Raw genomic sequence first — 23,101 nt, forward strand, 5'->3', positions numbered from 1 at the left:
GCGCCCGGTCGGCGGCGCCCGCCCGGCTGCCGGCGCTCGCCCGGTCGGCGGCGCCCGCCCGGTCGAAGCGCCCGCGTCTGGACCGGTGTGGCGGCAATTAGCGCAGGTCGGCTGCAATTACGGCCGCGGCCGTCACAAGACGCGCGCCGATCGCGGCGTCACTCTGCCCGGTGCCGAGGTAGACGACCGCCAGAGCCGCCGGTGCCTCGCCGGGCACGACCAGCGGCACCGCCACGGAGGCCAGCCCCGGAATGACTTCGTCATGACTGGTGGCGAAGCCGCGTGCGCGCACGTCGGCGGCCTCGCCTCGGCGGGCTCCCTCGCCGAGGTTCACCCACTGGGTCGCCGTGAGCAGGGACTGGATGGCGATCCCGGGTGCACCCCGGCCGAGCGGATGCCGCGTGCCGGGGCGCTGCGCGACCGTGGCGTGCGCCTGCCGCGGTTCCACGCTGACCAGAGTGACGACCTCCGCCCGGTCCAGCACGGTCACGAAGGCTGTCATCCCCAACTCGTTCGCGACGCTCGTCAGCTCGGGCAGCGCCGCGGCCTGCAGACCGCGGGAGACACCGCGGGCGAGCGCGGCCATCCGTGGGCCGAGGCGTACGGCGCCCGCGGCATCCCGGATCACGACCCCATGGTCCTCCAACGTGCGTAATATTCGGTAGGCGATCGAGCGGTGCACGCCGAGGGCGGCGGCCACGTCGGCAATGGTCAGGGCCTCGTCGGCGTCGGCGAGAATCTCGAGCACGCGGATGCCGCGCGACAGGGTCTGCGAATGCGGCGCACCGTTCGGGCCGTTGGCACTGGGCCCGCTGGGCTTCCTCTGCTCGCTCATCCCGTTACCCCGCTCATTGACGTCGACACGGTGCCATTCTCGCATTCGTGGTTCAGGGCCCGCGGTCGCCCCAGGAGCTATGCACTCGGAGTGTGCGTGTGTGTGTGCGTGTGTGTGGCCAACTCAGGAGACTCGGGTGCCGCGCGGCATCCGTCGCCCGGACCAGTGCGGGGAGCGAGGGGTGGTGCGGCGCGTCTCCTGAGTTGGCCACACCACCGTGACGGCGCGCCCGCGCGCGAGGGTTCCCGGTCCTCGGGTCCGAATCCTCCTCGTGCATATCTCCTGCAAATTGTGGGGGGCCGCATCGCGCCCCCGTCCGGGTCTTTCGGCGGCCCGGGCCGGCGCCCCCACCAGCGTGCAGAAGTCATGCCGGGTTCGCGGAGGCTAACTCAGGAGTTCCGGGATCGGGGCGGCCGATTCGGCACGGGCCAGTGCGGACCCGTGCGCCACAGGTGCGGGATGGTGGTTTCGCCGCGGTGAATCTCCTGAGTTAGCCACACGGAGCGCTGTCGCCTCGCTGCGCGCATCCGTGCGCTGCCGCCGCGCATCCGTGCGCTGCCGCCGCGCATCCGTGCGCTGACAGGCAAGACCCACGGGGGAGACCGGCCTATCGTGAGCCGAAATGACCGCGATCTGGGTGTCCGTGTGCCTGGTCGCCGCCGCCGCGGCGTCCGGCCTGGGAGCGGCGTGCGCGCTCACCGGGCTCCGGATGCCGGGCCGCGCCCTGGTCGCGGCTCCCACCATGGTCGTCATGACCGTCTCGTGCGCCGACATGGTGCTGCCGGGCATGAAGCTGCTCGGCTCCTTGGCCTGGGCGGGGCTCCTGGGCGGGGCTCCTGGTCGGGGCGGCGCTGCTGGCCATACTTGACCGGCGGCACCGCATGCCCGCCGCGCATCACGCCGTATCGCTGCTACTGATGTCCGTAATGTGGGTCGCCATGCTGCCGGCGGCGTCGACTAAGGCTACGGCGGCTTCGGTTGGCTCGGTCGCGGTGGTCGGCTCGGTTGGCTCGGTCGCGGTGGCCGGCGCTGGCGCCGGAACCAGTGCCACGGCTAGTGCCACGGCTGCCGCTGCGCCCGTTGCCGCCGGGACCGCCGTGGGAAACGGCGCCCATGCCGGGCACGCGCCGGCGATCACCGACGGTGGAACGCTGCCGGCCTGGCTTGTGGTGCTGCTGGCTGCGGCATCCGTTGCCCTCGCGGCCAGCGCCGTGCGGTCGGCGTGCCGCCCGACCGGGTCGGGGGTCGAGCCGGCCACGCTCCGACTGGAGTCGGCCCAGCACCTGAGTATGGCGCTGGCGATGACGTTGATGGCCGCGCGGATGTTCCTGTCGCGGACCGGTTGCTGACGGATGCCGGGCACCCCCTGGCCGGGAGGAATCCGCAGCCATGATCTCACCATCACACGACCCGGCCGATAGCACAGTGCCGCCAGGACCGATCACCCAGGGCCGGTCACACGGGACCGTGCCGACACGTCGAGCGGTGCGGCTAACTCAGGAGATGCGCTGCCGCATCCGTTGGATCGCCGCACTGGTCCGGGTGCCGGCTGCCGTCCCCCCGCCCGGATCTCCTGAGTTAGCCCCAGGGCGCAACCCTTACCGGTACATAACTCCTGCAAATCGTAGCCCGGCCGAAGCCGTTGCCTGTGCTCCGGGGGCCGTGAATCCGCTACCGGCGGGGCCACTCGGGCGCCGGGGCACCCAGGCTGTCCGTGCCCGACGGGCGGATGAAAGGTGCGGCTAACTCCGGAGATGCGCCGCGGCATCCGTGGGATCGCCGCACTGGTCCGGGTGCCGGCTGCCGTCCGCCGCCCGGATCTCCTGAGTTAGCCCCGAGGTGCCCCGCATCCAGCCACCCGCCCCCGCCCCGCGATTAGACTGATCGGATGCCCGTCATCGAGATCAGCGACCTCAGCGATCCGCGGCTTGCGGACTACGCCCATCTCACCGATGTGGCACTGAAAAAGGCGCGCGGCACCGAACACGGCCTGTATATAGCCGAATCGGCATTGGTTCTCGAGCGGGCCCTGCGCGCCGGACACCGGCCGCGGTCGGTGCTCACACTCGGCAACACCGCCCCTGAGGCCCGCGCCCTCGTCGGCGAGGACGTGCCGATCTTCGTCGGCCCGGGGGCGCTTCTCGCCGAGCTCACCGGCTACGTGCTGCACCGCGGCGTTATCGCCTCGATGCACCGGCCCGAGCTGCCCGACCCGGAGTCGCTACTCGCCGGCGCCCGCCGCATCGTGATCCTCGAGAATGTGTCCGACCCCACGAACGTCGGCGCGATCTTCCGCTCCGCCGGGGCCATCGGCGCCGACGCGATCCTGGTCACACCGCGCTGCTCCGACCCCTTCTACCGTCGCGCCATCCGCGTCTCGATGGGCACCGTGCTGCAGGTGCCCTGGACCCGCGTCGGCGACTGGCCGAGTACCCGCGCGCTGCTCACTCGGCACGGTTTCCACCTCGCCGCGCTCGCCCTGACAACGGATGCCGTGAGCCTGCGCGACTTCCCCGGGCACGAGCACGAGCGGCTGGCGCTGCTGCTCGGCGCGGAGGGTGAGGGGCTCACCCCGGACGCATTGGCGGCCTCCGACACCGTGGTGCAGATCCCGATGAAGCACGGCATCGACTCCCTCAACGTGGCCGCCGCCAGCGCCGTCGCGATGTGGGCGCTCTCGGGCTGACGCCCCGCCTGCCACACCCGAACCTGCACGGCTCACCGCCGCACGCCACACCCGCACCTGCACGGCTCACCGCCGCACGCCACACCCGCACGCCACACCCGCACGCCACATCCGTACGTCACACCCGAACCTGCACGGCTCACCGCCGCACGCCACACCCGCACGCCACACCCGCACGTCCCTGTCCTGCCGCGTTTGTGGCCAACTCAGGAGATACGTCGGCCGCGTTCTGTTAGCCCCCGGACCAGTGCGGCGGAACCCGCCGGACGACGGCTTCCCCACCGGATCTCCTGAGTTAGCCCCACGCGCAGCCCGTACCCCATGCGCAGCCCGTACCCCATGCGCAGCCCGTACCCCATGCGCAGCCCGAATCACACGCGCAGCCCGTACCAGATGCGCAGCCCGTACCAGATGCGCAGCCCGTACCAGATGCGCAGCCCGTACCCCATGCGCAGCCCGAATCACACGCGCAGCCCGCAGCCCGCAGCCTGCAGCCTGCAGCCCACACGCGCTCCCCGCTCCGCGCCGCGGTGGCACCAGAAGCCTAGGCTGAGGTCATGAGCAACGAGGCTGTCATTGTCGATGTCGTGCGCACCGCGTCGGGTCGAGGCAAGCCGGGCGGCGCCCTCTCGGGCGTGCACCCCGCGGACCTGCTGGCCGGGGTGCTGAGCGAACTGGTCACCCGCAACGGGCTCGATCCCGCGCTCGTCGACGACGTGATCGGCGGCTGCGTCAGCCAGGTCGGCGAGCAGGGCTACAACGTGACCCGCACCGCCCTGCTCAGCGCGGGTTTTCCCGACTCGGTGCCCGGCGCGACCATCGACCGGCAGTGCGGATCCAGCCAGCAGGCGGCCACGTTCGCCGCGCAGGGCGTGATGGCCGGCAGCTACGACATCGTCATCGCCTGCGGCGTCGAATCGATGAGCCGCGTGCCGCTGGGCTCGTCGCTCGGCACGGCCCAGAGCCCGCAGAACCAGCAAGGCGGGCAGAGCCCGCAGAACCAGCAAGGCGGGCAGAGCCCGCAGAACCAGCAAGGCGGGCAGAGCCACCAGAACCAGCAGAGTGTACAGATCCCGAATCCGCACGGCACGCTGATGCGCGACCGCTACCCTGACGGGCTCGTCAACCAGGGCGTCTCGGCCGAGCTGATGAACCAGAAGTGGAAACTGGGCCGCGGCGAACTGGATGCCTTCGCCGCCCGCTCGCACCGCCTCGCCGCGGCCGCCGCCGAACGCGGCGATTTCGACGGCGAACTGCGGCCGACGACTCTGCGGGACGGCCGGGTCGTGGCCGCCGACGAGACCATCCGCCCCGGCACCACCCTCGATTCCCTGGCCGCCCTGCCGCCGGCGTTCCGCACCGACGCCCTCGCCGCCCGCTTCCCAAAACTCGACTGGCACATCACCGCCGGCAACTCGTCGCCGCTCACCGACGGCGCCTCCGCGGCTCTGATCATGAGCGCTAAACGCGCCGCCCAGCTCGGCCTCAACCCGCGCGCCCGGTTCCACAGCTTCGCGGTGACCGGAAGCGACCCGCTCTTGATGCTCACGGGCGTGATCCCGGCGACCCGGCGCATCCTGGAGCGCTCCGGTCTCAGCATCGACGACCTCGACGCCTACGAGGTCAACGAGGCGTTCGCCACCGTGCCGCTGGTCTGGCTGCGCGAACTCGGCGCCGACCCGGCCCTGCTCAATCCGCGCGGCGGGGCCATCGCGCTCGGCCACGCGCTCGGCTCCTCGGGCACCCGGCTCCTCGGCACCCTGCTCAACCACCTCGAACTGACCGGCGGCCGCTGGGGCCTGCAGACCATGTGCGAGGGCGGCGGCATGGCCAACGCCGCCATCATCGAACGGCTCTGAGATGCGCGTCGACGGATGCTCCGCCCTCGTCACCGGAGCCGCCTCCGGCCTCGGGCTGGCCACCGCCACCGCCCTGGCCCACGCTGGGGCAGCGGTCGTGCTGCTCGACCTGCCCGGCACCAGTGGGGAGCAGGCGGCGGTCGTGATCGGCGGCCGGGCGTGTTTCGTGCCGGGTGACGTCACCCGCACCGAGGACGTGCAGGCCGCCGTCGACGCCGCCGCCGCGATCGCCCCGCTGCGCATCGTGGTCAACTGTGCCGGCATCGCCCCCGGCCAGCGCACCGTCGACCGCACCGGGGCCCCGCTGCCGCTGGACGACTTCGACCGGGTCATTCGCATCAACCTCGTCGGCACGTATAACGTGATCCGGCTGGCCGCGGCCGCCATGCAGGCTACCGACCCGGTTGGCGGCACGGACGGAGCCCCCGGGACGAACGGCACGGACGGCACCCCCGGCACGATCGACCAGACGGCAGGCACCGTCCCGGAGCGCGGTGTGATCGTGAACACGGCATCCGTCGCAGCCTTCGACGGGCAGATCGGTCAGGCGGCCTATGCCGCCTCGAAGGGCGGCGTCGCCGCGATGACCCTGCCGCTCGCCCGCGAATTCGCCCGATCGTTGATCCGGGTGGTGGCGATCGCGCCCGGCATCTTCGACACCCCGCTGCTTCAGGGGCTCCCCGAGAACGTGCGCGAGTCCCTCGCGGCGCAGGTTCCACACCCTTCCCGGCTCGGCAACCCGGCCGCGTTCGCCGCGCTCGTGCGGCACATCGTCGAGAACCCGATGCTTAACGGCGACACCATCCGGCTCGACGGCGCCATCCGGATGCCGCCCCGCTGACCGGGGCCGAGCCTGTGTATTCCCCTGCGGCCCCGACGACGCCAATTTCTTTAGGGTAGGCTTACCTAAAAGCACTGCGGGTCATGCCCGCACGACAGTAGGGACGCAACACGATGATCTTGACACGCCGCTGGGCACTGCTTACCGCTATCGGAACGGTGGCCCTGCTCGGGGTGACCGGGTGCAGCGCACCCGAGGAATCCAGTCCTGGTGCTACCGACGCGTCCACCCCGTCGGGTTCGATCACGGTCTACAACGCCCAGCACGAGGAACTGACCCAGGCCTGGGCCGACGAATTCACCGCGGAGACCGGCGTCACCGTCACGCTCCGCAACGGCGACGACTCGGAACTCGGCAACCAGCTCGTGCAGGAAGGCGCCGCGTCGAAGGCCGACGTGTTCCTCACCGAGAACTCGCCCGCGATCAGCCTCGTCGACAAGGCCGGCCTGTTCGCCCCGGTCGACGACGCCACGCTGGCCCAAGTTCCCAAGCAGTTCCAGCCGTCCACCGGCACCTGGACCGGCATTGCCGCCCGCTCGACCGTGTTCGCCTACAACCCGAGCATGATCAGCGCGGGCGAACTGCCGGCCTCGCTGCTCGACCTCGCCGACCCGGCCTGGGCCGGCCGCTGGGCCGCGTCGCCCTCCGGCGCCGACTTCCAAGCCATCGTCAGTGCGCTCCTCGAGCTCAAGGGCGAAGCCGCAACGAGCGACTGGCTCGCGGCCATGAAGGAGAACGCGGTCGTCTATAAAGGCAACAGCACCGTGATGAAGGCCGTCAACGCGGGTGAGATCCCCGGGGGCGTGATCTACCACTACTACTGGTTCGCAGACCAGGCCGGTACGGGCGAGAACAGCTCCAGCACCCAGATGCACTACTTCAAGAACCAGGATCCCGGTGCGTTCGTCAGCGTCTCCGGCGGCGGAGTGCTCGAGACCAGCGCGAACCCCGTGGCCGCTCAGGCGTTCCTCGCTTTCATCACCGGTAAGGCCGGACAGGAAATCCTGAAGACCGGCACCTCGTTCGAGTACCCCGTTTCCGACGCGGTCGACGCGAACCCCGCGATGGTGCCGCTTCGCGAACTCGACGCCCCCGTCATCGACCCGTCCAAACTCAACAGCACCAAGGTCACCGATCTGATGACCGAGGCCGGTTTCCTCTAGGCTGAAACTGGTGATACCTGCAGCCCCCCCGACCGCGAAACCGGCGCCCGACCCGTCGGACACCGGTCGCGGAGCCGTAGCCGAAACCGGCGCAACGGGGCTTGCGGGGCGCACGGATGCCGCCGGCCGGGTCGGCAAACGACCGTCACCATTCATCGTGGCGGCCGCCGTCACCGTGTCCGTGCTCGGGCTGCTGCCGCTGGGCTACGTCATCGTCACCGGTATCCTGACCGGTTGGCCGACCCTCTCGGCGCTCGTGTTCCGGCCGCGGGTCGGCGAACTGCTCCTGAACACGATCGGGCTGGTCGTGATCACGGTGCCGCTGACCGCGGCGATCGGGGTGGCCGCCGCCTGGCTGGTCGGCCGCACCTCCCTGCGCGGCCACCGGGTGTTCGCCGTGCTCCTGGCGACGCCGCTCGCGGTGCCGGCCTTCGTCAACAGCTACGGCTGGGTAAGCGCCGTACCCTCCTTGAACGGGCTCTGGTCCGGGGTTCTGATCGCCACCCTGTCGTACTTCCCGTTGGTCTACCTGCCCTGCGTCGCCGCGCTCCGTCGGCTGGACCCCACGGTCGAAGAGGCAGCAGAGTCGCTCGGCAGCGGTGCCTGGGGCGTCTTCTTCCGCGTCATCCTGCCCCAGTTGCGGCTGCCGATCCTCGGCGGCGCCCTGCTGGTAGGGCTGCACCTGCTCTCCGAATACGGCGCGTTCGCGATGATCCGCTTTGACACCTTCACCACCGCCATCGTGGAGCAGTACCGGTCCACGTTCAACGGCCCCGCGGCCAACGCCCTCGCCGGCGTTCTCGTGCTGCTGTGCCTGTTCCTGTTGATCGGAGAGTCCGGTGCCCGCGGACGCTCCCGGTACGCCCGCATCGGCTCGGGTGTGGCCCGGGTCACGCCGCGGCGCTCCCTCCGCGCCTTCACGCCGGTCGGCTACCTGTTCCTCGGTGGGCTGTTCGCACTCGCGATCGGAGTCCCGTTCTGGAGCGTCATCCGCTGGCTCTACCAGGGCGGCGCAATCGTGTGGACCGATGCCGTGCTGGTCCAGGCCCTGCTGCAGACCGTGGGCTACGGCCTCGTCGGCGCCGCGGTCACCTGTGTACTCGCGTTCCCGATCGCGTTCCTCGCGGTGCGCTACCCGAGCCGGCTGTCCCGCGGCCTCGAATCGGTCAACTACCTCACCAGTTCCCTCCCTGGGATCGTCACGGCCCTCGCGTTGGTGACCATCAGCATCCGTTTCGTGCAGCCGCTCTACCAGACCACCGTGCTGGTGATCGTGACGTACTTGCTGATGTTCCTGCCGCGCGCGCTGGTGAACCTCCGGGCCGGGCTCGCACAGGTTCCGGTCGGACTGGAGGAGGCGGCCCGGTCGCTCGGCAAGCATCCGTTCGCCGCGTTCCTCAGTGTCACCACCCGCTTCTTCGCGCCCTCGGCCCTGGCCGCGGGGGCGCTCGTGTTCCTCGGCATCGTCACCGAGCTGACCGCTACGCTGCTGCTGGCCCCGAGCGGCACCCGCACCCTCGCGATACAGTTCTGGTCGAAGGTGAACGACATCAACTACGTCGGCGCCGCGCCCTACGCCCTGCTGATGATCGTGCTGAGCCTGCCGGTCACCTACCTGCTGTTCGCCCGCTCCCGGCTGACGAGCGTTTCATGACCGCCGCCGTCGAACTGTCCGGGGTCAACAAGAGCTTCGGCAGCAGCCGTATCCTCGAGGACATCGCCCTCTCGGTGCCGGAGGGTAGCCGCACGGTCGTGGTCGGCTCGTCCGGGTCGGGCAAGACCACCCTGCTGCGCCTGATCAGCGGCTTCGAGCTGCCCGACTCGGGCACCATCAGCGTGCTCGGTCGCACTGTGGCCGGCCCGGGCGCGGCCGTGGCCGCGCATCGGCGCGGGATCGGCTTCGTCGCGCAGGACGGCGCCCTGTTCCCGCACCTCACCGTGGGCCAGAACATCGCGTTCGGCCTCGGCCCGGCGCTCCGCGGCGGCACCCGCAAGCAACGCGCCCGTGCCGTGAGCGAGCTGCTCGAGATGGTGTCGCTGAGGCCCGACTTCGCCGCCCGCCGCCCCGACGAACTGTCCGGCGGCCAGCAGCAGCGCGTGGCCCTAGCGCGGGCCCTCGCCCGCCAGCCGCGGGTGATGCTCCTCGACGAACCGTTCTCCTCCCTCGATGCCGGACTGCGGGCGGCAACCCGCGACATCGTCGCCGAAACGCTGGAGCGCGTCGGCATCACCACGGTGCTCGTCACCCACGACCAGGCGGAGGCGATGAGCTTCGCCCACCAGCTCGCGGTGCTCCGCGACGGCAACCTCTGCCAGGTCGGGCCGCCGCGCGAGGTCTACTGGCGCCCCGTCGACCTGTTCACGGCCCGGTTCCTCGGCGACGCAGTCGTGCTACCGGCCACCATCTCGGACGGTTTCGCCGCCTGCGCGCTGGGCACAGTCGCGGTCGCCCCCACCAGCCTGCGCGGCGACGCCTGCATCATGCTGCGCCCGGAGCAGATCATGGTCGAGCACTGCGAGTCCGGAGGGGCGGATGCCGCCGCCTCCTGTACCGGCCAGGTCGAAGCGGTCGATTTCTACGGGCCCGAGGTGCAGCTGGCGGTGCGCCTGTTCTGCGTGGGCGCCCCGGCGTCCGGCTTCCCCCAGAGCCCCGGGACGCAGAGCCCCGGGACGCTGGTGCACGTAAGGCAGCACGGCACGATGGGCACCGTCGTGGGCAGCCGGGTCAGCCTCACCGCCCGTGGCACCGCCACCGCGTTCGCCGCCCGCCCCTGACCCTCGCCCTGCCGCCCGTCGGGCCGCTCCGTCGGGCCCTGTCCGCGCCGAGCCGCCCGTCGTCTCCTGTCCGCGCCGAGCGTACGCTGTTCATCAAAGATGGAGCGCCGTGTCCGGTATCGAACCAATTCGACGGAGATTCTCGCAAAAAGAAGCAGTTTCGGAGCATTCGGGACCGTTTCTGGCAAAATCTCCGTCGAATTCGTTCGACGGAGACGGAGACGAAGACGAAGTCGTCTTCGTCGACGGATGACCCGACGACGTAAGTGGCTCAGTGCCAGGATCCCCACTACTCCGCGGCGTGCGCCTCGAGGAACTCGTAGACCTCGGTGTCGTCGACGCCGGGGAAGGTGCCGCTGGGCAGCGGCGACAGCACGTGCGCGTGCAGCCGGGCGCTCGGCCAGGCCTTGCCGGCCCAGCGCGAGGAGACCTCGGAGGCCGGGCGGCGACAGCAGGACTCGTCCGGGCAGCGGGACACCGCCCGCTGCGTGGTCTCCCGGCCGCGGAACCACTTGGCCTGCACGAAGGGCACGCCGACGCTGATCGAGAACTCGCCGGCATCCGTCGCCCCGGTCTGGGTGGCGCACCAGAAGGTGCCGGCCGGCGTGTCGGTGTACTGGTAGAACTCGGTGGTGCGGTTGGTGTGGGTGAAGGCGCTGCGGGCGCTCCACTGCTTGCAGACGAACTGGCCCTCGATCGAGCCGGTCACGTCGGCCGGCAGGGGAAGGTCGTCGTTCTCGTAGCCCTTCTGCAGGGCGCCGTCGCCGGTGACGCGCAGGAAGTGCAGCGGCATGTCCAGGTGCGAGGTGGCCAGGTTCGTCAGTCGCAGCGCCGCGGCCTCGTGGGTCACCCCGAAGGCGTCGCGGAAGTCCTCGACCGAGAGCTCGCGTTCGCGCTTGGCGTGGGAGAGGAACGCGACGGATGCCGCCTGCGGCATCAGGCAGGCGGCCGCGAAGTAGTTGATCTGCAGCCTCTGCCAGAGGAACTCGGCGTAGCTGCCCGGCCGCTCGTGGCCGAGCAGCCGGTGCCCCATGGCCTGCAGCGCCATCGAGCGCAAGCCGTGACCGCCGGGGATCGACGCCGGCGGCAGGTAGATGCGGTGATTGACCAGGTCGGTGACCGACCGGGTCGAGCCGGGCAGGTCATTGACGTAGATGAGGTTGAAGCCGAGCTGCTCGGCCATCACGCTGACCTCCCGGTGGGTGAGGGCGCCCGACACATGCCCGGATGCCCGCACTCGGTCTTCGGCGAGCTGCTCGATGTCGGGCATGAAATTATCTTGTTCGCGCATCTGTTCGCGCAGTTCCGTGTTCGCGCGGCGGGCCTCTTCCGGCGTGGCGATGGCTTCGCTGGCGCGGCGGGCGAGTTCGCGGTGCAGACCGAGAAGGGACTCGAGCGCCGCCATCGGCATGCCCTTGGTCATCTTCACCCGCGGCAGGCCGAGGGCGCCGTAGAGCGGATTGCGCTGCGCGCGCTCCAGCTCGATCTCGAGTGCGGCCCGCGTGTTCGGCGCTTCGTTTTTGAGCAGGTCGGTGAGCTCCACGTCGACGGCGGTGGCAATGTCCTGCAACGTCGACAGCTTGGGGGAGCGGCGGCCGTTCTCGATCAGGGAGAGCTGGCTCCCGGCCATGCCGACCTGCTCGCCGAGCTGGTCGAGCGTGAAGCCGCGCTCGGCCCGGAAATGACGGACACGGAGTCCCAGGGTGATCAGATCAGCGGCACGTGTCGACATTCCTTAACGATAACGAAAGATTCGCTGTTCTTAACCTGAGCACTTCCGGCACCGGTGGCATCGGTGGATCATTGTGGAGAGGGGGGCGTATTTGCGTCCCCCCACGACTGCAGACCACTGGTTCACGCCGGATTGACCACGAAAGGCCAGGAAATGACAATCGCGAATTCCCGACTTGAGACCGGCGGGGGCGAGTCCCGCTATGTTGCCGGCACCACCGACCCCAACCTTCAGGCCTGGGTGGACGAAATTGCCCGGCTGACCCAGCCCGACGCCGTCGTCTGGTGCGACGGATCGTTGCGCGAAGCCGATGTGCTCGCGAAACAGCTCGTAGCCGAGGGCAAGCTCATTCACCTGAACCCGGAGTGGCGTCCCAACAGCTACCTGGCCCGCACGAGCCCGTCGGACGTGGCGCGCGTCGAGGACCGCACCTTCATCTGCTCGGTCGACCCGGGCGATGCCGGCCCCACCAACAACTGGGCCGACCCGGACGCGATGCGGGGCGAGCTGCAGGGAGTCTTCGCGGGCAGCATGCGCGGGCGCACGATGTACATCGTGCCGTTCTCGATGGGCCCGCTTGGCGGCCCCATCTCCCAGCTCGGCGTGGAGATCACCGACTCGCCCTACGTGGTGCTGAACATGGGCATCATGACGCGCATGGGCCAGAAGGTGCTGCACATGATCGAGGCCGGAGCCCCCTGGGTGCACACCGTGCACAGCGTGGGCTATCCGCTGGTCGACGCCGAGGGGCGCCGCCGTGGGGACGTCTCCTGGCCGTGCAACGACACCAAGTACATCGTGCAGTTCCCGGAGACCCGCGAGGTGTGGTCCTTCGGCTCGGGCTACGGCGGCAACGCGCTGCTCTCGAAGAAGTCGTTCGCGCTGCGGATCGCATCCGTCATGGCCCGCGACGAGGGCTGGTTGGCCGAGCACATGCTCCTGATCAAGGTAACCTCCCCGGAGGGCGGCGTGTCGCACCTGGCCGCGGCTTTCCCGTCGGCCTGCGGCAAGACGAACCTGTCGATGCTGCGCCCGACCATCCCGGGGTGGAAGGTCGAGACCATTGGCGACGACATCGCCTGGCTGCGCCCCGGGCCCGACGGGAGGCTGTACGCGATCAACCCGGAGGCCGGCTTCTTCGGTGTGGCCCCCGGAACCGGCGAGGTCACCAACCCGACCGCCGTGGCCACCGTCTGGGGCAACACGATCTTCACGAACGTCGCACTGCGCGACGACGGCGACGTGTGGTGGGAGGGTCTGACCGAGACCACTCCCAGCCACCTGATCGACTGGGAGGGCAAGGATTGGACGCCCGCCTCCGGCCGCCCGGCCGCCCACCCCAACTCCCGCTTCACGGTTGCTGCGGCGCAGTGCCCGTCGATCGCCGACGACTGGGAGGCCTTCGGCGGCGTGCCGATCGACGCCATCCTCTTCGGCGGACGCCGCGCGACGAACGTGCCGCTGGTGGCCCAGGCCCGCAGCTGGAAGCACGGCGTGTTCATGGGCGCGACCATCTCCTCGGAGAAGACCGCGGCCGCCGAGGGCACCGTCGGCGAGTTGCGCCGCGACCCGTTCGCGATGCTCCCCTTTTGCGGCTATAACATGGCGGACTACTGGGCGCACTGGCTCAAGGTCGGCCGTGGTCTCGGCGGCAAGGCGCCGGAGATCTTCCAGGTGAACTGGTTCCGCAAGGGCGCGGACGGAAGCTTCCTCTGGCCCGGTTTCGGCGAGAACTCCCGTGTGATCGAGTGGATCGTGCGCCGCGTCGAAGGCTTCGCGAATGCCGTGGACACCCCGATCGGACACCTCCCGGTCCAGGGTGGCCTCGACCTGAAGGGTCTGGACCTGGCCGACGCGGATGTCGAGCAGCTCTTTGCGATCGACCCGGCCTCCTGGCTGGCCGAGTGCGACCTCACCGAAGAGTACTTCGCCAAGTTCGGCGACCGGGTGCCGCCGGCGCTGCTCTCCGAGCTCGCGAGCGTGCGCTACAACCTCCGAAACGCATAGCGGAGCTCGGCGCCGCTGGCGCGCTGCGGCATCCGTTGCTGACGAATTCGACGGAGATTTTGCTCCCGTGGGGCTGTTTCGGGTGTTTAAACCGCTTCAGATCCGAAAATCTCCGTCGAATTGGTTCACGAGCGCCCGCAGTGGCGGACGTGTGGGGCCGGGGGGCGGTCGTACGATGCTGCCAGTCGGGCGGCGGTGCCCGGCGGGAAGTCGCAGGTGCGGTGGAAGACGACGGCGGACTCGTGGAGAAACGCATCGACCGGTTCGTGCGGGCGCGGTTGCGCCCGGCGGTGCACCGGGCATCCGTGTCGCTGCGGGCCGGCGCCGGTATCCCCGAGGCGGTCGCGGAGGGGTACCGACTGAACCTGCCGCTTTGTTCGGTGACCGGGGTGAGAGCGGCCCGCGTGGATCCGTTGATCGAGGTCGACCACCCGGCCGTCATGGTCGAGGCGGTCAAGCTGGCCGAGGACCGCAGCGGGGATCTGATCGTGCGGCTCTACGAGGCGCACGGGTCGCGGGTGCGGGTGCGGGTCATCCGTCACTTCGCCGCGACGGATGCCACCGAAACCGACCTGCTGGAACGCCCCCTGACCGCGCCGCGGGCTCCGTTCGCCGCCGATGGCTCCGCGCTGACGATCGAGCTGCGTCCCTTCCAACTGGTAACCCTGCGCTTCGCGCGCCGCTGACCGCCCGCGGTCCCGGCCGCACTACTACCCGCCCTGTTACCCGCCCTGTAACCCGCCCACCTACCCGCTGTCCGCGCGCTGACAGGGCCACATGCGCCTTACGAATTCGACGGAGATTTTGGCTAGATCGGGTGTTTCAGGCCCAAAACTGGCGGTTTCGACTAAATTCTCCGTCGAATTGGTTCGGGCAGTCCAGGCTAAACGAGCAGCTGGTGCTTGGCGAGCTCGCGGTAGAGCGGCGTCGAGGCGACCAGCTCGGAGTGCGTGCCGGTGCCGATGACCTGACCGTGGTCGAGCACCACGATCTGGTCGGAGTCGACCACGGTCGACAAGCGGTGCGCGATCACGATCAGGGTACGGTCCACGGCGACCGCGTCGATCGCGGCCCGCATCTTCTGCTCGTTGACGCCGTCGAGACTCGAGGTGGACTCGTCCAGCAGCAGGATGGGCGGCGCGGCCAGCAGGGCGCGCGCGATCGCCAGCCGCTGGCGTTCGCCGCCGGAGAGCATCACGCCGGACTCGCCGACCGCCGCGCCCAGCCCGGCCGGGTCGCGCTCGAGCACCTCGGAGAGGTTCACGGCGTGCAGCACGGCGATGCACTCCTCGTCGGTGGCGTCGGGCGTGGACAGGGTCAGGTTGTCTCTCAGCGAACCGGCCAGCACGGGGGCGTCCTGTTCGACGTAGCCGATCTGCGAGCGCAGCGCGGTGCGGTCGAGGGTGCGGATGTCCAGTCCCCCCATGCGCACAACGCCTCCGGTCGGGTCGTAGAAGCGCTCGATCAGGGCCAGGATGGTGCTCTTGCCGGCACCGGACGGGCCGACCAGGGCGGTGCGCTTGCCGCGCGGGGCGTCGAAGGAGACGCCGCGGAGCACCGGGCGGGGCTTGCCGGCGGCGTCGGCGTCGCTGCGCTCGGTCGCCCGTTCGGTCGCCTGCTCGGCAGCACGGTCGGCCGCGGCCGCGGAGCGGTCAGCGGCCGCGAGATCTGCCTCGACGAGGTCGGGTTCGGCCAGCACGGCCTCCATCACGGCCGGAACCACGATGGCGGTCTCGAGCACGAACGGAGCCGCGACGGCGGTCTCGATCATCGCGTTCTCGGCGGCGACGAGCTCGGCATCGGAAGCCGTGTGAGCGGAACGCCCGGCACCGGAAAGAGCGGCGGAATCCGCCGACGCGGCCGCAGCAGAGCCGATAGTCCCCGCACCGGCTGCGGCGCCGGCAACACGGCCGACACCGGCAGCATCGGCCTGCGACCCGGCCTGCGACCCGGCCTCCGCACCCGCGGCATCCGTCGCTGCCGAGGCGACCAGGTAGCCGAACTGCACGTTCTCGAACGAGATCGCCGGGGCATCCGGCCGCACGGACTCGTTGGCGGCGCCGACCGTGATGGCCAGAGGGGCGATGTCGCGGTCGAACTGGTCCTCGGTGGGCAGGTCGATGATCTCCTGGATGCGGCCGAGGGCGCCGAGCGCGGCATTCACGGAGGTGATCGCGCCGAACGCCTGGCCGAGCGGCACGATCATCAGAAACAGGAACAGGATGAACGCGATCAGGTCCGCGATCGTGATGGTGCCGCTGGCCACGCGGAAGCCGCCCACGCCCAGCACGACCAGGAACGACACCTGCATGGCGATGCCGGCGATCGGCACGACGAGGGCCGAGATCCTCGCGACCTGGATGCCCATCCGCCAGGCGCCCTTGGCGTCCTCCTCGACGGCGGCGATCTCCCGGTCGGTGGCGTTCGAGGCACGCACGGTGCGCACCGCGCTGATGGCGCGCTCGACACTGGCGGCGAGGTCGCCGACCTTGGCCTGCGCGGCGAGGCTGGCGGCACGGATGCGCTGCGACAGCAGTGTGACGGTGACCACCGACACGGCGATCACCAGTACCGTCAGGCCGAGCAGCACCGGATCGATCACGAGCATGGCGATGAGCGCGCCGACGAACGTGAGCGACCCGCCGATCGCCTCGACCAAACCCTGGGTGAGCACGGCCCGCAGCAGCGTGGTGTCCGACCCCACCCGGGAGACCAGGTCGCCGGTGCGGCGGGTGTCGAATTCGCTGATCGGAAGGCGGAGCATCCGCCCGATCAGTTTGCGGCGGCTGGAGAGCACGACGCCCTCACCGGTGCGCTGCAGCAGATAGTGCTGGTAGCCGCTGATCAGGGCGGAGATGACGACGAGTGCGACCAGCGCCCACACCAGGCTGCCGAGCGCGTCACCCTCCTGCACGATGGTGATGACCTGGCTGACCAGGAGCGGCTGGGCGAGGCTGGCGAGGGCGCCGAGGATGCTGAGTACGATGACGAAGCCGAGCACCTTCTTGTGCTCGAGCAGATACGGGACCAACTGGCTGAACGTCGCGCGGGGTCCGCCGGCATCGTCGCGGCGCCCCATCCGGCCGAGGCGACCGCGACCGGCCGTGCGACCGGCCGTGCTGGTGGGCGGGCGGGCGGCGGAACGGGGGTTGCTGGGGGTACTCACTGAATGATCTTAACCGCATCCCGCTTGGGATGGGCCCGGCGGTCTCCAGCAGGGAACCGTGCCGGAGCCCGTCGTCGTGGCCCGGAATCTCGTCACGAGGCACCAGGATTTCACCGCCGTGGACGGCATCTACTTCGAGGTGGCGCCCGACGAATCCTTCGGACTGCTCGGCCCGAACGGGGCCGGCAAGTCCACCACCATGCACAGGCTGGGCGCCGTCTCGACCCGCACCGGCGAGACCTATGATCCTGCTCGGCCTGGCCTTCACGACCCGGCGCCTGCGCACCCTGTTCCTCGACTGACCCGGGTCTCGACAGGTTCGACCACCGGTGGTCGAGAGCCGGTCGAGAGCCGGCCGAGAGCCAGGTCAGTGCTCGATGTCGATGTCGCGGGTCTCGCGGCTCAGCAGCAGGGCGACCAGGGCGATCACGGCCATCACCGAGAGGTAGACGCCGACCCAGAACGGGCTGCCCTCGCCGAGGGTCCACAGCCAGATCGCGATGAACGGAGCCACCGCCGCCCCGAGGATCGAGCTCATGTTGTACGCGAAAGCGGAGCCGGTGTAGCGCACGCTGGTCGGTAACAATTCGGGCAGCAGCGCGCCCATCGGCCCGAAGGTCATTCCCATCAGCGGCACGAAGAGCAGGCCGAATCCGATGATCGCCAGGGTCACGAAGATCAGGGTCTTGCGGCGCCCGTGCCTGTCGGCCCAGGGGCCGGAGGCCAACGTGACCACGCCGAAGAACAGCACGTAAGTGGCCAGCATGATGAAGGTGCCGAGGATCAGCTGGCGCCAGTGCGACCGGAACACGGCCGCGAGCGGCAGTTTCTCCACACGCTTGGTGGCGACGACCTGTGTGAAGGCGTCGGATTCGACCAGGCGCGGGCGTACCCAGAGGCCGACGACGACCATCACCGCGGAGAAGAGGAACGGGATGCGCCACGCCCACTCGCGGAACGCGTCCGAGGGGCGGGTCGGGTCGTCAGCGGGTCGGGTCATCACCGGGCAGGGCCAGTGCGATGGCCAGGAACAGGCCCTTGGCGATGATGAAGCCGAGCGGGGCGCCGACCTGCGGGAACGTGCCGTACCAGGCGCGCTTGCCGACCGGGGCGTTCTCGGTCGCGACCAGCGCGGCGCCGGACCACTCCCCGCCGAGTGCGAAGCCCTGGGCGAGGCGCAGGACCACGAGCAGGTCCGGCGTGAGCCAGCCGATCATGGCGTAGGTGGGCAGCACCCCGATCAGGAAGGTCGCGATGCCCATGGTCAGCAGTGCCCCGACGAGAGTGGCCTTGCGGCCCCTCTTGTCGCCGAAGTGGCCGAAGACCAGCGCGCCGATGGGGCGGGCCACCATGGCCGCGCCGAAGACGGCGAACGACGCCGGCAGCGCCGTGGTCTCGTTTCCGGTCGAGAGAACAGGTGCGGGAAGTCGAGAAGGGCGGCCGTTTGTGACAGCCGCCCTTGCACCCTACGTCCGGAGTCTCGGCTCCGCTAATCCTCGGCCCACGCTCCGGAAACGATACGGATGCCGCCGCATTATGGTCGTGTCTTACTCGCGCAGCTTCTGCAGCAGCTGAGCGGTCGCGATGGCCGCCGCGGCCGCCTCCTCGCCCTTGTCCTCCTTCGAGCCAGGCAGGCCCGCCCGGTCCAGGCCCTGCTGCTCGTCGTCGAGGGTGAGCACACCGAAACCCACCGGCTTGCCGGTGTCCAGCGCCACCCGGGTGAGGCCATCCGTTGCCGCCGACGACACGTACTCGAAGTGCGGGGTGCCGCCACGAATGATCACGCCGAGCGCGACAACCGCGTCGGCGCCGTTGTCGAGGGCCACCTTGCATGCAACCGGCAGCTCGAAGCTGCCGGGAACCCGCACGAGCGAGTAGCGGGCACCGGATGCCTCGAGCACCCGGGTCGCACCGGCGATCAGCCCGTCGGTGATCACGTCATGCCAGCGTCCGGCGACGATCACGATGTCCAGCCCGGTTCCGTCGATCTCGATCTCCGGGGAGCCTGCTCCGCTCATAGTGCGATTCCTTTCAGCATGTCTGCTTCTGTGATGTGGTGGCCCATCCGGTCGCGCTTGACGGCCAGGTAGTCCTGATTGTGCGTGCCGACGCCGACGACGAGCGGCACTCGCTCGGTCACGGTGATGCCGTGCGCCTCGAGCTGGCGCACCTTCTCCGGGTTGTTGGTCAGCAGCCGCACGGCGGACAGGCCCAGGTCGTGCAGGATGGCCGTGGCGGCGCCGTAGTCTCGGGAGTCGGCGGGAAGGCCCAGCGCCACGTTGGCGTCGAAGGTGTCCAGGCCGTCCTCCTGCAGCTTGTAGGCGCGCAGCTTGTTGATCAGCCCGATGCCGCGGCCCTCCTGGCCGCGCAGGTAGACGACGACGCCGCCGAGCTCCTGAATGGTCTCCAGGGCGGCATCCAGTTGAGGCCCGCACTCGCATTTGAGCGAGCCGAACGCCTCACCGGTGAGACACTCGGAGTGCACCCGCACGATCGCGCCGTCGGCGGGGGTGCCGGAGACGATGGCCACGTGGTCGGCGCCGGTCATCCGGTCCCGGTAGGCGCGCACCTGGAAGTAGCCGTGCCGGGTGGGCACCGTGGTCTCCACCTCGAAGTCCACCCGCGGCGATTCGAGGATCGGGCTGACTGTGGGCAGCTCGGTGTCGGTGTGGAACTCCTGCAGGTAGGCGATCAGGTCCTTGATGGTGATCACCAGCACGCCCTCGCGCTCGCCGAGGGCGAGGAGCCCGGGCAGGCGCATCATCTCGCCGTCTTCGGCGACGATCTCGCAAATTCCGGCGACCGGTACGAGGCCGGCCAGTTTCATCAGGTCGACGGCCGCCTCCGTGTGGCCGTCCCGCTCGCGCACACCGCCATCCCTCGCACGCAGCGGCATGATGTGGCCGGGCCGGTGCAGGCTGGACGGCGTCGAGGCCGGATCGGCCAGCACGCGCAGGGTGTGCGCGCGGTCGGCCGCGCTGATCCCGGTGCTGAGCCGGTCGGCCGCGTCGACCGACACCGTGTAGTTCGTGCCGCGGGGGTCCTCATTGTTCGGCACCATCACCGGCAGATCGAGCTTGTCGGCTAGGTCGTTGGTCATCGGCGCGCAGATGAAGCCGGAGGAGTACCGCACGGTCCAGGCGATCCACTCCTGCGTGGCCATCTGGGCGGAGATGATCACATCGCCCTCATTCTCACGGCCCTCGTCGTCGGCGACGATGACCGGTTTCCCGAGCCGGAGGGCATCCAGCGCGGTAGGAATGTCGGCGAGGCTCATGAGTGGCTCCTTTTCGATCCGGCGTCCGCCAGGGCGAGCATGCGCTCCACGTGGCGGGCCAGGATGTCGGTTTCAATGTTGACGTGATCGCCGATCGTGCGCTGTCCCAGCGTCGTAACGGTGAGGGTTTCGGGGATGAGAGAGACTTCGAACCACTGGTCCGGTTCGCTCGCCGGGCTGATGTTGCTGACGGTCAGCGAGACGCCGTCCACGGCGATGGAGCCCTTGCCTACCACGAGCGGGGCGAGTTCGGCGGAGAGGCTGAACCGCAGCACCCGCCAGGCCTCACCGGGGGTGACGGCCAGCAGGGTGCTGGTGCCGTCGATGTGGCCCTGCACGATGTGGCCGCCCAGGCGGTCGCCGACGAGGGCGGCGCGCTCGAGGTTGACCGGGCTGCCGGCGCGGGCGGCATCGAGGGTGGACATGAGGAGGGTCTGGGCCATCACGTCGGCGGTGAAGGTGTCGCCGGTCCGCTCCACCACGGTGAGGCAGACGCCGTTGACCGCGATCGAGTCGCCGTGGCCGGCGTCGGCTACGACTCTCGGGCCGCGGATGGTGAGGCGGGCGGCATCCGTGGATCGCTCCACCTTCTCGACCTGGCCGAGTTCCTCGATGATTCCGGTGAACATGATTGTCCTATCTCGGCCGGGCGACGACGAGGAGGTCGTCGCCGAGTCGGTCGTAATGGTCGATGGCCAGGCGGCGCTGGTCGGTGATGCCGGCCACCCCGATGTCGCCCAGGGCGAGCCGGGCGCCGCCGAGCAGCGTGGGCGCGAGGTACACGAGGTACTCGTCGACCAGCCCGGCCGCGACGAACGCACTGGCGAGAGTGGGCCCACCCTCGATGAAGGCGTGACGGATGCCGCGCCGGTGCAGGTCGTGCAGCACGGCCAGCAGATCGTCGGTGGCGAAGAAGAGGGGCGGATGCGGGTGGGCGCGGAGGGCGGCGTCGTTGGGGATGCCGCGGGTGCCGATCACGACCGGCACCGGCTGCGTGGGCAGAAGCTTTCCAGCGGCGTCGCGGGCGGTCAGGGCAGGGTCGTCGGCGAGCGCGGTGCCGGTGCCGACGAGGATGGCGCCGGCTGCCGCGCGCCGCCGGTGCACGTCCTGCCGGGCCTCCGGTCCGGTGATCCAGCGGCTGGTCCCGTCGTCGGCCGCCGCGCGCCCGTCGAGGCTCGACGCCCACTTGAGCGTCACGAACGGGCGCCCGAGACGGGCGGCGACGAGCCAGTCGGCGAGGAATGGTTCGACCTCGTCGGCGAGCAGCCCGCCGGTGACGTCGATTCCGGCGCCGTGGAGCCGGTCGGCCCCGCCCGAGGAGCCGACGCCGGGGTCGGCGACGGCGTAGACGACCCGGCGGACGCCGGCGTCGATCAGGGCGAGCGAGCAGGGGCCGGTGCGGCCGGTGTGGTTGCAGGGTTCGAGGGTGACGACGGCGGTGGCACCGCGGGCGGCGCCGGCGGCGAGCCGGCTCAGGGCGACAACCTCGGCGTGGGGGGTTCCGGCGCCGAGATGCCAGCCTTCGGCCAGGACCTGCCCGGAATCGTCGAGGAGAACACAGCCGACGCGGGGGTTCGGGCCTGTGGCCGGCCCATTCGCGGCCAGCGCGAGCGCACGCCGCATGGTGGCCTCGAGCGCCGCTTGGTCCGTCATTCCCGTCCTGTCCGTTGGTGCAACGAACTCCGGGTTTTCGGTGCGGCGAACACCATGTGGGTTGCGAAACCCGCCGACCGACCGGAATGGTCCATCGACTCGTGCGCCTCTCATCCGGACTTTAACCGTCGGTGCTGGAATTTCACCAGCTCAACCGTTCCGCTTTGGGAGCGGCACGGGTCGCGGACTTTCACCGCCGGTTCGGACTTACACCGACCCCGGAGCACGTTTCATATAACTACTACTAGTTATATCCCAACGCGTCGGCCATAGAAAAATTCCCGTTCGAGAGTGCGGCCTGCGATGGGCGCTCACGACTGCGGATGCGCGGCGACGGCCGGTTGGAGGGCCCGCGGCGGCCAGGTGCTGGCGCCGAGTTCCCGGGAGATGTTCCGGGCCGTCTCACGCAATCCGTTCAGCACGCTGGAGTCGGGAGGCCACTCGCTCGACGGTACGACAACGGCGACCGAGGCTATGACATTGCCGCGGGTGTCGACCACGGGCGCCGCGATCGACGACTCGCCCAGCACGGCCTCGTCCTCTTCGGTGGCGATGCCGTCGCTCACGATCGACACGAATTGGATGGCCAGCTGAGCCGGGTCGGTGATCGTGGCGCCGGTGAGACTGCGCAGGGGCCTCCCCAGCAGTCCGGAGGCGTATTCCGGACTGTATGCGAGGAGGACTTTGCCCATTGCCGAGGCGTGGGCCGGGATGGACAGGCCCGTTTCGGGCATCTGCTGGCTGCCGTCAGGCCGCTGGTTGTGGTGAATGATGATGACCTCGTCGAACAATTGCACCCCCAGACGTGTGGACAGTCCGGTTCTGCGCGCGAGTTCGAGGGTCCAGCGCATGGCCCGCGCGCGCACGTCGAGCGTGTCGAGGTAGACATTCGAGAGTTTGAGCAGGGCCGGGCCGAGCATGTACCGGGTGCCGCCAGGCTCCTGCGCGACAAGACCGTGGCCCTGCAGCGATTTGACGATGCCGTGCACGGTCGAGACCGGCAACCAGAGTTCGGTGGCGAGTTCGGTTATGCCGAGGTGGCGTGCGCCCTGCAACGTCGACAGCACTTTCGCCGCACGATCGATGGCTTGAATCACAGCTGCACCT

Annotated in this window: 18 protein-coding genes, 2 pseudogenes and 1 riboswitch; of the genes and pseudogenes, 11 read left to right on the top strand and 9 right to left on the bottom strand. The window is 69.9% G+C overall.

Annotation, left to right across the window (positions count from 1 at the left end; translation table 11 throughout):
* Nucleotides 1-97: 97 nt before the first annotated feature.
* On the bottom strand, nt 98-835 hold the full coding sequence (locus E3O28_RS07120; RefSeq protein WP_104099205.1) for a helix-turn-helix domain-containing protein: 738 nt from the start codon (nt 833-835) through the stop codon (nt 98-100).
* A gap of 622 nt (nt 836-1,457) precedes the next feature.
* Between E3O28_RS07120 and E3O28_RS07125 the strand changes: the two genes are divergently transcribed.
* The 8 genes from E3O28_RS07125 to E3O28_RS07165 all read left to right on the top strand — a co-directional run bounded on the left by E3O28_RS07125 (nt 1,458) and on the right by E3O28_RS07165 (nt 10,159).
* A complete protein-coding gene (locus tag E3O28_RS07125) occupies nt 1,458-1,703 on the top strand; it encodes a hypothetical protein (protein ID WP_134415492.1) in 246 nt (81 codons plus the stop codon).
* Nucleotides 1,704-1,752: 49 nt separating this feature from the next.
* Entirely contained in the window at nt 1,753-2,184 is a 432-nt protein-coding gene (locus E3O28_RS07130; protein ID WP_134415493.1) for a hypothetical protein, read from the top strand.
* Nucleotides 2,185-2,723: 539 nt separating this feature from the next.
* Entirely contained in the window at nt 2,724-3,521 is a 798-nt protein-coding gene (locus E3O28_RS07135; protein WP_134415494.1) for an RNA methyltransferase, read from the top strand.
* Nucleotides 3,522-4,078: 557 nt separating this feature from the next.
* Nucleotides 4,079-5,380: a thiolase family protein gene (locus tag E3O28_RS07145; protein ID WP_134415495.1), complete on the top strand. Its 1,302-nt coding sequence runs from the start codon at nt 4,079-4,081 to the stop codon at nt 5,378-5,380.
* Nucleotide 5,381: 1 nt separating this feature from the next.
* Complete coding sequence (locus tag E3O28_RS07150) at nt 5,382-6,221, top strand: SDR family NAD(P)-dependent oxidoreductase (RefSeq protein ID WP_104194191.1); 840 nt, start codon at nt 5,382-5,384, stop codon at nt 6,219-6,221.
* 113 nt (nt 6,222-6,334) lie between these two features.
* Complete coding sequence (locus E3O28_RS07155) at nt 6,335-7,384, top strand: iron ABC transporter substrate-binding protein (protein ID WP_104099200.1); 1,050 nt, start codon at nt 6,335-6,337, stop codon at nt 7,382-7,384.
* A gap of 154 nt (nt 7,385-7,538) precedes the next feature.
* Nucleotides 7,539-9,038 (top strand): iron ABC transporter permease, encoded by a 1,500-nt coding sequence (locus E3O28_RS07160; protein ID WP_134342698.1) that lies wholly within the window; start codon nt 7,539-7,541, stop codon nt 9,036-9,038.
* Nucleotides 9,035-10,159, top strand: coding sequence for an ABC transporter ATP-binding protein (locus tag E3O28_RS07165; RefSeq protein ID WP_134415496.1), 1,125 nt, complete (start codon nt 9,035-9,037; stop codon nt 10,157-10,159). Before E3O28_RS07160 ends, E3O28_RS07165 begins: the two co-directional genes overlap by 4 nt.
* Before the next feature lie 289 nt (nt 10,160-10,448).
* On the opposite strand, the gene E3O28_RS07170 is transcribed toward E3O28_RS07165, so the two are convergent.
* Nucleotides 10,449-11,891 (bottom strand): helix-turn-helix domain-containing protein, encoded by a 1,443-nt coding sequence (locus tag E3O28_RS07170; protein ID WP_104099202.1) that lies wholly within the window; start codon nt 11,889-11,891, stop codon nt 10,449-10,451.
* Between the two features lie 153 nt (nt 11,892-12,044).
* On the opposite strand from E3O28_RS07170, the gene E3O28_RS07175 reads away from it, so the two are divergent.
* Together E3O28_RS07175 and E3O28_RS16915 are read left to right on the top strand one after the other, a co-directional pair.
* Entirely contained in the window at nt 12,045-13,898 is a 1,854-nt protein-coding gene (locus E3O28_RS07175; protein ID WP_134342681.1) for a phosphoenolpyruvate carboxykinase (GTP), read from the top strand.
* 221 nt (nt 13,899-14,119) lie between these two features.
* Entirely contained in the window at nt 14,120-14,584 is a 465-nt protein-coding gene (locus E3O28_RS16915) for a glycosyl hydrolase-related protein (protein WP_241973047.1), read from the top strand.
* 197 nt (nt 14,585-14,781) lie between these two features.
* On the opposite strand, the gene E3O28_RS07185 is transcribed toward E3O28_RS16915, so the two are convergent.
* On the bottom strand, nt 14,782-16,977 hold the full coding sequence (locus E3O28_RS07185) for an ABC transporter ATP-binding protein (RefSeq protein WP_134415513.1): 2,196 nt from the start codon (nt 16,975-16,977) through the stop codon (nt 14,782-14,784).
* Between the two features lie 145 nt (nt 16,978-17,122).
* Here E3O28_RS07185 and E3O28_RS16920 point away from each other — a divergent pair.
* Nucleotides 17,123-17,299 (top strand): annotated as a pseudogene (locus tag E3O28_RS16920) (ATP-binding cassette domain-containing protein); the annotation flags it as partial.
* Nucleotides 17,300-17,431: 132 nt separating this feature from the next.
* Here E3O28_RS16920 and E3O28_RS07195 read toward each other — a convergent pair.
* From E3O28_RS07195 to E3O28_RS07220, 6 genes and pseudogenes are all read right to left on the bottom strand, one after another.
* Nucleotides 17,432-18,517, bottom strand: a pseudogene (locus tag E3O28_RS07195) (MFS transporter).
* 94 nt (nt 18,518-18,611) lie between these two features.
* A complete protein-coding gene (gene ribH, locus E3O28_RS07200) occupies nt 18,612-19,082 on the bottom strand; it encodes a 6,7-dimethyl-8-ribityllumazine synthase (RefSeq protein WP_104100365.1) in 471 nt (156 codons plus the stop codon).
* Nucleotides 19,079-20,341 carry a 3,4-dihydroxy-2-butanone-4-phosphate synthase gene (gene ribB, locus E3O28_RS07205; protein WP_104100364.1) on the bottom strand — a complete coding sequence of 421 codons (1,263 nt, stop codon included), beginning with the start codon at nt 20,339-20,341 and terminating at the stop codon, nt 19,079-19,081. Before ribB ends, ribH begins: the two co-directional genes overlap by 4 nt.
* Nucleotides 20,338-20,970 carry a riboflavin synthase gene (locus tag E3O28_RS07210; RefSeq protein WP_104100363.1) on the bottom strand — a complete coding sequence of 211 codons (633 nt, stop codon included), beginning with the start codon at nt 20,968-20,970 and terminating at the stop codon, nt 20,338-20,340. The genes ribB and E3O28_RS07210 overlap by 4 nt, the downstream gene beginning before the upstream one ends.
* A 7-nt stretch (nt 20,971-20,977) precedes the next feature.
* The gene (gene ribD / locus E3O28_RS07215) at nt 20,978-21,994 is read right to left on the bottom strand and encodes a bifunctional diaminohydroxyphosphoribosylaminopyrimidine deaminase/5-amino-6-(5-phosphoribosylamino)uracil reductase RibD (RefSeq protein ID WP_104100362.1); all 1,017 of its coding nucleotides are present in this window, start codon (nt 21,992-21,994) and stop codon (nt 20,978-20,980) included.
* Between the two features lie 98 nt (nt 21,995-22,092).
* A riboswitch (FMN riboswitch) is annotated at nt 22,093-22,224 on the bottom strand.
* 81 nt (nt 22,225-22,305) lie between these two features.
* Nucleotides 22,306-23,091 carry an IclR family transcriptional regulator gene (locus E3O28_RS07220; RefSeq protein ID WP_134415498.1) on the bottom strand — a complete coding sequence of 262 codons (786 nt, stop codon included), beginning with the start codon at nt 23,089-23,091 and terminating at the stop codon, nt 22,306-22,308.
* Between the last annotated feature and the right edge of the window lie 10 nt (nt 23,092-23,101).

The sequence above is a fragment of the Cryobacterium sp. TMT2-14 genome (assembly GCF_004402465.1).
GTDB classification, from domain to species: Bacteria; Actinomycetota; Actinomycetes; order Actinomycetales; family Microbacteriaceae; genus Cryobacterium; species Cryobacterium sandaracinum.